Annotated in this window: 5 protein-coding genes; all 5 read left to right on the forward strand. The window is 66.5% G+C overall.

Annotated elements, in window-relative coordinates; all coding sequences use genetic code 11:
• Positions 1-169: 169 nt before the first annotated feature.
• Genes cyoA through B0E41_RS22755 form a run of 5 tightly spaced genes read left to right on the forward strand, consistent with a single transcriptional unit; the run spans position 170 to position 5,009 of the window.
• Positions 170-1,186 carry a ubiquinol oxidase subunit II gene (cyoA, locus tag B0E41_RS22735; RefSeq protein ID WP_077334768.1) on the forward strand — a complete coding sequence of 339 codons (1,017 nt, stop codon included), beginning with the start codon at positions 170-172 and terminating at the stop codon, positions 1,184-1,186.
• Between the two features lie 38 nt (positions 1,187-1,224).
• Positions 1,225-3,231 (forward strand): cytochrome o ubiquinol oxidase subunit I, encoded by a 2,007-nt coding sequence (gene cyoB / locus B0E41_RS22740; protein ID WP_077334769.1) that lies wholly within the window; start codon positions 1,225-1,227, stop codon positions 3,229-3,231.
• A complete protein-coding gene (gene cyoC / locus B0E41_RS22745; protein WP_077334771.1) occupies positions 3,224-3,841 on the forward strand; it encodes a cytochrome o ubiquinol oxidase subunit III in 618 nt (205 codons plus the stop codon). Before cyoB ends, cyoC begins: the two co-directional genes overlap by 8 nt.
• Positions 3,841-4,257: a cytochrome o ubiquinol oxidase subunit IV gene (gene cyoD / locus B0E41_RS22750; RefSeq protein WP_077334773.1), complete on the forward strand. Its 417-nt coding sequence runs from the start codon at positions 3,841-3,843 to the stop codon at positions 4,255-4,257. The genes cyoC and cyoD overlap by 1 nt, the downstream gene beginning before the upstream one ends.
• Positions 4,254-5,009: an SURF1 family protein gene (locus B0E41_RS22755; protein ID WP_077334775.1), complete on the forward strand. Its 756-nt coding sequence runs from the start codon at positions 4,254-4,256 to the stop codon at positions 5,007-5,009. Before cyoD ends, B0E41_RS22755 begins: the two co-directional genes overlap by 4 nt.
• Positions 5,010-5,057 lie beyond the last annotated feature (48 nt).

Consider the following 5,057-nt stretch of genomic DNA (forward strand, 5'->3'; position numbering starts at 1 on the left):
GCCTGTGCAGGGCAATATATCGTGAGAACGCCTATCGTGACTTTGACTTTGGCGCTTTGACATAGGACAAAACGTCCTATCGATGTTTCGGCCGAACACCGCTAAATTCCCGCTGTCCCGCCACTGGGGTTTACCCGAGGCGGTTTGTCGAGACCTTGTTCAGGCCCGCATGCGCACCCCCACCTTCCTTCGTTTTGCCACCTTGCTGATGCTCGCCGGTTTCCTGGCGGGTTGCAGCAAGCTGGTCGTGCTCAACCCCGCTGGCGACGTAGCCGCCCAGCAGGGCAACCTGGTTGTCGTGTCCACGCTGCTGATGCTGCTGATCATCGTGCCGGTGATCGTCGTGACCCTGCTGTTTGCCTGGCGCTACCGCCAGGGCAGCCGCCACGCCGAAACCGACTACGCGCCCGAATGGCACCACTCGACCAAGCTCGAGCTGGTGATCTGGGCCGCGCCGCTGATGATCGTGATCGCGCTGGGCGCGATCACCTGGATCAGCACCCACAAGCTCGACCCCTACCGCCCGCTGGATCGCATCTCGGCCGGCAAGGCCCTGCCCGCCCACGTGAAACCGCTGATGGTGGAAGTGGTGTCGCTGGACTGGAAGTGGCTGTTCGTGATGCCCGAGCTGGGCATCGCCACCGTCAACGAGCTGGCCGCGCCGGTGGACCGCCCGATCCACTTCAAGCTGACCTCCAGCACCACGATGAACGCGTTCTACGTGCCCGACCTGGCCGGCATGATCTACACCATGCCCGGCATGCAGACCGAGCTGAACGCGGTGATCAACCGGCCCGGCGTGTACCGGGGCATGTCGTCGCACTACAGCGGCTCGGGTTTCTCGGGCATGACCTTCAAGTTCCACGGCCTGAGCGAGCAGGACTTCGCGCAGTGGGTGGCCAGGGCCAAGGCCGAAGGCCCGGCGCTGAACCGCGCGGCTTACCTGGCGCTGGCCAAGCCCAGCGAGCGCCACCCCGTCGAGCGTTTTTCGTCGGTGGAAGACGGTCTGTTCGATCGCGTGGTCAACCTCTGTACCGAAGAAGGCCAGACCTGCATGCACGAGGTCATGGCGCAGGACGCCGCGCGCCAGCGCGCCCACATCAGCGGGCGGGCGCTGGAGCTGGCCGCCCGGCAGGACATCTGCACCGCCGCCGACACCCCCTTTGACCTCACCGCCCGCCGCTGAACGCCGCCCGCCCGAGCACGACCTTCCACCGTACCCACATGTCCGCTGATCCATCCACCGTTCCCAACCACTGGCTGCTCGGGCGCCTGACCTGGGACTCGATCCCGATGACGCACGAGCCCATCCTGCTGTGGACCTTCGTGGCCGTGGCGCTGGGCGGCCTGGGCGTGTTCGCCCTGCTGACCCGCTACCGCCTGTGGGGCCCGCTGTGGCGCGACTGGTTCTGCAGCATCGACCACAAGAAGATCGGCATCATGTACATGGTGCTGGGCATCGTCATGCTGCTGCGCGGCTTCTCCGACGCGCTCATGATGCGGCTGCAGCAGGCCATGGCCTTCGGCGACAACCTCGGTTACCTGCCGCCGCACCACTACGACCAGGTCTTCACCGCGCACGGCGTGATCATGATTTTCTTCGTGGCCATGCCGCTGGTCACCGGGCTGATGAACTACCTCGTGCCGCTGCAGATCGGCGCGCGCGATGTGGCCTTTCCCTTCCTCAACAACTTCAGCTTCTGGATGACCACCGCCGGCGCCGTGCTGGTGATGGTGTCGCTGTTCCTGGGCGAGTTCTCCACCTCGGGCTGGCTCGCGCTCTCCAACCTGGGCAACCAGAACCCGGGGGTGGGGCTGGACTACTACATCTGGGCCCTGCAGATCGCGGGGGTGGGCACCACGCTCTCGGGCATCAACCTGCTGGTCACCATCGTCAAGATGCGCGCGCCCGGCATGGGCCTGATGAAGATGCCGGTGTTCGTCTGGACCTCGCTGTGCACCAACGCGCTGATCGTGGCCTCGTTCCCCGTGCTCACGGCCGCGCTGGTGCTGATGAGCCTGGACCGCTACGTCGGCACCAACTTCTTCACCAACGAGCTGGGCGGCAACCCCATGCTCTACGTGAACCTGATCTGGATCTGGGGCCACCCCGAGGTCTACATCCTGATCCTGCCAGCCTTCGGCATCTTCTCCGAGGTGGTCGCCACCTTCAGCGGCAAGCGCCTGTTCGGCTACACCTCCATGGTCTACGCCACGGTCTGCATCACCATCCTGTCCTACGTGGTGTGGCTGCACCACTTCTTCACCATGGGCTCGGGCGCGAGCGTGAACGCCTTCTTCGGCATCACCACGATGATCATCTCGATCCCGACCGGGGCCAAGATCTTCAACTGGCTGTTCACCATGTACCGCGGCCGCATCCGCTTCACCGTGCCCATGCTGTGGACGGTGGGCTTCATGGTGACCTTCGCCATCGGCGGCATGACGGGCGTGCTGCTGGCCGTGCCGCCGGCCGACTTCGTGCTGCACAACAGCCTGTTCCTGATCGCCCACTTCCACAACGTCATCATCGGCGGCGTGCTGTTCGGTCTCATGGCCGGCATCAACTACTGGTACCCCAAGGCCTTCGGCTACCGCCTCGACGAGTTCTGGGGCAAATGCTCGTTCTGGTTCTGGCTGGTGGGCTTCTGGGTCGCGTTCACGCCGCTGTACGTGCTGGGCCTGATGGGCATCACGCGCCGCGCCAACCACTTCGAAGACCCCTCGCTGCAGGTCTGGTTCGTGATCGCCGCCGTGGGCGCCGGCCTGGTGGCCCTGGGCATTGGCAGCTTCCTGGTGCAGCTGGTGGTCAGCTACCTGCGGCGCGAGCAGTTGCGTGACCACAGCGGCGACCCGTGGGGCGGCCGCACGCTGGAGTGGGCGACCTCGTCGCCGCCGCCACCGTACAACTTCGCCTTCACGCCCGTGGTGCACGACGCGGACGCCTGGTGGGACATGAAGAAACACGGCTACCAGCGCCCGCTGAGCGGCTTCAAGCCCATCCACATGCCCCGGAACACCGGTGCCGGTGTGGTGCTCTCGGTGCTGTCGCTGGTCTGGGGCTTCGCGCTGATCTGGCACATGTGGCCGCTGGCCATCGCCTCGTTCGCGGCCATCGTGCTCGGGGCCATCGTGCACACCTTCAACTACCAGCGCGACTTCCACATCCCCGCGAATGAAGTGACCGCCACCGAACACGCACGCACCCAACTGCTGGCCCGCCATGTCTGACCTCGCCCTTCCCACCGGCGCCGCGCGCGCCTACCACCTCGACCACGAGCCGCACCCCGAGAACGGCACCGCGCTGGGCTTCTGGCTCTACCTGATGAGCGACTGCCTCATCTTCGCCGCGCTGTTCGCCACCTACGGCGTGCTCGGCCGCAGCTACGCGGGCGGCCCCGGCGGCGCCGAGCTGTTCGACCTCAAGCTGGTGGCCATCAACACCGCCTTCCTGCTGCTGTCGTCCATCACCTTCGGCTTCGCCATGCTGCAGAAACAGCAGGGCAAGAAGGGTGGCACGCTGGCCTGGCTGGCCGTGACAGGCCTGTTCGGCCTGTGCTTTCTGGGCGTGGAGCTGTACGAGTTCGCGCACCTCATTCATGAAGGCGCCACGCCGCAGAGCAGCGCCGCCATGTCGGCCTTCTTCACGCTGGTGGGCACGCACGGCCTGCACGTCACCTTCGGCTCGATCTGGCTGGTGGTGCTCATGGTCCAGATCGCCCAGCATGGCCTCACCCGCGAGAACAAACGCCGCCTGATGTGCCTCTCGATGTTCTGGCACTTTCTGGACGTGGTCTGGATCGGCGTCTTCACCTTTGTTTACCTGATGGGGGTGCTGTGATGAGCGCTCATGACTCTGCAATCCACCACGGCGATCACGACGACCACGCCCATGAGGACGGCCCGCACAGCAGCCTCTCCGGCTACCTGATCGGCTTCGTGCTCTCCATCGTGCTCACCGCCATCCCGTTCTGGCTGGTCATGAACGGCGTCATCAGCCATCGCCCCACGGCCGTGCTGGTGCTGGGCGGTTTCGCCGTGGCGCAGATCCTCGTGCACATGGTGTATTTCCTGCACATGAACGGCAAAGTCGAAGGCGGATGGACCCTGGTCTCCACCATCTTCACCGTGGTCTTCGTGGCCATCGCCATCGCCGGCACGCTGTGGGTCATGTTCCACATGAACGAGAACATGATGCCTTCGCACGGCGGCCACATGGCCCACCCGAACCCGGCCGAACCTCACCGCACCCCATGACGCGGCGAAGCGGCCTGCTGTGGCTGGCGGGTGCGCTGCTGTTCGGCGTGTTCACGGCACTGGGGGTCTGGCAGCTCCAGCGCCTGGCCTGGAAAAACGGTCTGGTCGCCCGCGTCGAGGCCCGGGTGCGCGCCGCACCGGTGCCCGCGCCAGCGGCCAACGAATGGCCGGCGGTGCAGGCCGACCCCGGTGGGTTTGAATACCGCCGCTTGAGGCTGGAGGGCGAGTTCCTGCGCTCAGGCGAACAGCTGGTGCAGGCCAGCACCGAGCTCGGGGCCGGGCACTGGGTGCTCACCCCGCTGCAACAGCGCGACGGCAGCCTGGTGCTGGTCAACCGGGGTTTCGTGCCATCGGCGGCGCAGTGGCGCGCCACCCGTGCGTCGGCCCACTGCGACGGGCCGGTGAGCGTGACGGGGCTGCTGCGGCTGTCCGAACCCGGTGGCGGTTTCCTGCGCCGCAACGACCCGGCAGCCGGGCGCTGGTACTCGCGCGACGTGCCGGCGCTGGCGGCCGCCGTGGGCCTGCCGCCAGCGGCGGTGGCGCCGTTCTTCGTGGACGCCGGGGTCGACACACCCTGCGCCAGCGCTCAAGGTCCGGTGGGCGGCCTCACCGTGCTGCGATTCACCAACAACCACCTGGTCTACGCGCTGACCTGGTTCGCGCTGGCCGCCATGACGGTGGCGGCCATGGTCTTTGTGCGGCGGGACGAAGCCCGGCGGCGCCTTCACGGACAATCCCGGGGGCCCGCCTGATGTTGCCGGTGGGCCCCCCAAGCCCCATGGTGAATGCCGCCCCGTCCC

This window comes from Hydrogenophaga sp. A37, from assembly GCF_002001205.1.
GTDB lineage: Bacteria > Pseudomonadota > Gammaproteobacteria > Burkholderiales > Burkholderiaceae_C > Hydrogenophaga.

Bases quoted from the DNA above. Each gene is read 5' to 3' on its own strand.
- cyoB (WP_077334769.1), top strand. From the start codon at position 1,225: ATGTCCGCTGATCCATCCACCGTTCCCAACCACTGGCTGCTCGGGCGC.
- cyoD (WP_077334773.1), top strand. From the start codon at position 3,841: ATGAGCGCTCATGACTCTGCAATCCACCACGGCGATCACGACGACCAC.
- cyoC (WP_077334771.1), top strand. From the start codon at position 3,224: ATGTCTGACCTCGCCCTTCCCACCGGCGCCGCGCGCGCCTACCACCTC.
- B0E41_RS22755 (WP_077334775.1), top strand. From the start codon at position 4,254: ATGACGCGGCGAAGCGGCCTGCTGTGGCTGGCGGGTGCGCTGCTGTTC.
- cyoA (WP_077334768.1), top strand. From the start codon at position 170: ATGCGCACCCCCACCTTCCTTCGTTTTGCCACCTTGCTGATGCTCGCC.